Source organism: Moorena sp. SIO4A5 (assembly GCF_010672005.1).
Lineage (GTDB): Bacteria > Cyanobacteriota > Cyanobacteriia > Cyanobacteriales > Coleofasciculaceae > Moorena.
In genome coordinates, this window is the sequence record NZ_JAAHHZ010000544.1 from 1 (window position 1) to 3,302 (window position 3,302).

The window sequence follows — 3,302 nt, forward strand, 5'->3', positions numbered from 1 at the left end:
CTACTGAGGATTGCCAAACAATTGCTCTTCACATCTACTTATTATAATCATACAGTACAAAGTCTGGCAAGTACTTTCGCAAATTTTTTTGAAATCACTGTGGTGTCGGGAGTTTTGAGTACAAGGTAAAGTAAACAATAAATAGTTAACACTAAGCAGTCAAGTAAATATAAGCCAGTCAGTAGTCACCAGTCAGTAGTCACCAGTCAGTAGTCAACAATACTATCCTAATCGTTGACTTCTTGCCACTGTAGCCCATGCTTGAGTGGGGAACGGCTTGATTCAACGTTGACCTTGAGCAACGGTTTTTGGTTAACCCCTGATTGCCTTTGTTTTTCTAACACTGCTCTAGCTAATGCCGCTTGTCGTTCCACTTCTTCCTTTAAATGCTGCTTACGGGAATACTCAGCTATCTTGATTCTCGCTTTCTGGTAGGTCGGGGTTTCTTTAGGGATTTGAGACAAATAAACTAGCGCTTGAATAAAGTTACCCTGTCCTCCTTGTTCATAGGCTTCTTGTAACAAATACTCTGCTCGAATCTGTTGCTTTTGCTGATATTCCTTCAGCTTTGGTTGGACTTTAGCACCGGTGGGGGTTTCTGGATGGATTTGTTCGAGTAGTGCGATCGCATTGCTAAAGTCTTGGGCTAATGCTTGTTTGTAGGCTTGCTTTAATAACCCTTGGGCTTCTGCCTCAAGGCGAGGTTTTGCCTTCTTGACTAAGGGCTCCATCTTCTTTTGCCAAAAGCCAATTGAGGGCATTTTATCGTATCCCTCAAGCACATCTGACCATCGTTCTTGATAAAAGGCTTGCTCTGTAGCCTTAAATAGAGCTTCAGCACCTTGCCATTGTTGCTGCCACTGTTGAACCGTATTTAGGGATTGTTCATAGATCAGACTATCGCTAGGAATCGATTCTGCTAGTGCGATCGCTTCCTCCAAATCACCGGCTTGATAGTGTTTGATTGCCTTTTGTAGAATATCAAATTCAGAACGAGACGCAGAAGCATTCAGTAGAGCATAAAGTCCGATTAAAATCGCTATACCATTGGAGCTTGCTGCTCCGACTCCGATTCTTTTCAGTAAAGGTGGCAATTTTGGCCAGCTATACAGGGCGAATTCACGGACATACACTTTCCAATGTAAGTCAGGCTCATAATTGCTAAGTGCTGAGTCGTTATTACTAGTTTTTGAGTCTTGAGTGCTGAGTGTTTCCTGCTCAGTTTTGACTCCTGAGTCAGACAATAGCGCTGCCTGTTTTAATTCTTGTGAGCTAGACTCCCTAGTCAGTGCTGAGTCTTCAATGCTAACCCTTGAGTCAGACTTAGTATCCAGCACGCTTAATTCAAAAGTGTCATTGTCACTAAACTCGATACTGAGTGCTGAGTGCTCCGTTATCAGTTCTGAGTCAGACTGAGTATCCAGAACGTTGAATTCAAGAGTGTCATTGTCACTAAACTTGATACTGAGTGCTGAGTGCTCGGTTATCAGTTCTGAGTCAGACTTAGCAATAGATACTTTTAACTCAGGACTTTGAGTAGACATGAGTGTTTTAAGTACGATTAATGCATCATTTGCTGACTGATAACGCAATTTGCTGTTGTAAGAGACCATATGGTTGAGTACAAACGCCATTTTATCGCTAACCGATACATGGTTTCGCCAATGAATCTCACCAGTCTCAGGGTCAGCCAATTGCATTGGGGTCATGCCTGTGAGGGCGTGAATCGCAATCATTCCTAGGGAATAAATGTCACTGTTAGGAAAGGATTGACCAGCAAGTTGCTCTGGGGGTATGTAGGCGAAGGGACGAATTGTGCTGGATGCATCAGACCGTGGATACTCGGTCAGATGGGCTTTGATTGGCTTTGAATTAATCAGCTCAGCAGCACCAAAGTCAATCAAAACTAGCCTACGGTCTGACCCTCGTCTGATTAGGTTATTGGGTTTGAGGTCTCTATGAATTATCCCTTGGCGGTGAATAAATTCTAGAATGCCTAGAACATCTTCTAATAGTTCAATGCACTGGTTTTCGCTAAAGCGTTTATTACTGTTTTGGCTGATTGGCAGTTCAGTACTAAGAGTTTCTCCGACAATTAAGTTTTGAACTAAGTAAAATCCCTGGTTATCTTCAAAATAATCAAGTAGACGGGGAATTTGATTATGGCTACCCAGTTTGATCAAGCTTTGAGCTTCATTAAGCCAGAGACGCTTAAGAAATTGCCATTTTTGAGGATCATCGCTTTTGGGCTGAAGATACTTAATCACATAGCGGGGATGACCGTGTTGTCGGGTATCCTCTGCGATATAGGTTTTGCCAAATGCCCCAGCACTTAGAGATTCAATGATTTTATAACGCCCGTTGAGGAGCTTTCCCCATAGGGAATGATTTGGATTAATTTTCAAAAAATTTTTTCCTACCAAAATCACTTCTATTTAGTTTTTTTCAAGAAACCAACAGTGTTTCCGGAATTAGTGGTTGATAGAAGTAATTGGATTTGCGGTAGCGTCACCCGGTAGGAAATGGGATGTAAGCAATCAGCTATATTAAATCAGCTATATTAAATAAGATATATTAAATCACCTATCAGTGATCAGTAATTTTAATCATGGGCGTTACTCCCGTTGCGGGATGATATGACAATTGTTGACAACCCCAAAGCTTCCACTCTTCACCCTTCTTCCCTCTCCGGATGTTGTCCTCATTTGCTACAACAGAAAGCAACTGGGTATAAAAACTATATGCCAGGATAGAGATTAGATGTGTGTTCTTCGGTGGTCATCATATCCGCTTCTTAAACATGGAAAGTTGAAATTAGCACTATGAGCAAGGATCTAGACTTTAGCCCCCAGGGCTATGAAATTAAACAAGAGTTAGGACAAAATCACGCTGGGGGTAGAGTCACCTACCTGGCGACACAACTGGAGACTCAGCAACCGGTTGTGATTAAGCAGTTGCAGTTTTCCCAATTAGGTACTAGCTGGGCAGAATACGACACTTATGAACGAGAAATTAAACTCCTGCAGCAGCTAAATCATCCTAGCATTCCTCGCTATATCGATTCTTTTGACACTCCCACTGGATTTTGCTTAGTCCAAGAATATAAACCAGCACCTTCCCTCGCGGAAGATTACCACTGGACACCAGAAGAAGTTAAGCAAATTGCGATCGCGGTCTTGGAAGTCTTGGTTTACTTGCAACGGCGGCAACCTCCTGTGATTCATCGAGATATTAAACCAGAAAATATTTTGGTTGATAGACAGGGTAACTTGAAGGTGTATCTAGTAGACTTCGGTTTTGCC

At 42.2% G+C, this 3,302-nt stretch carries 2 protein-coding genes; one reads left to right on the forward strand and one right to left on the reverse strand.

Features of this window, described 5'->3' with window-relative positions:
• Positions 1 to 227: 227 nt before the first annotated feature.
• Positions 228 to 2,405 carry a protein kinase gene (locus F6K57_RS40695; protein ID WP_293074631.1) on the reverse strand — a complete coding sequence of 726 codons (2,178 nt, stop codon included), beginning with the start codon at positions 2,403 to 2,405 and terminating at the stop codon, positions 228 to 230.
• 417 nt (positions 2,406 to 2,822) lie between these two features.
• Here F6K57_RS40695 and F6K57_RS40700 point away from each other — a divergent pair.
• Positions 2,823 to 3,302: protein kinase (locus F6K57_RS40700; protein WP_293074633.1), on the forward strand; the 480-nt coding region annotated here is incomplete at its 3' end.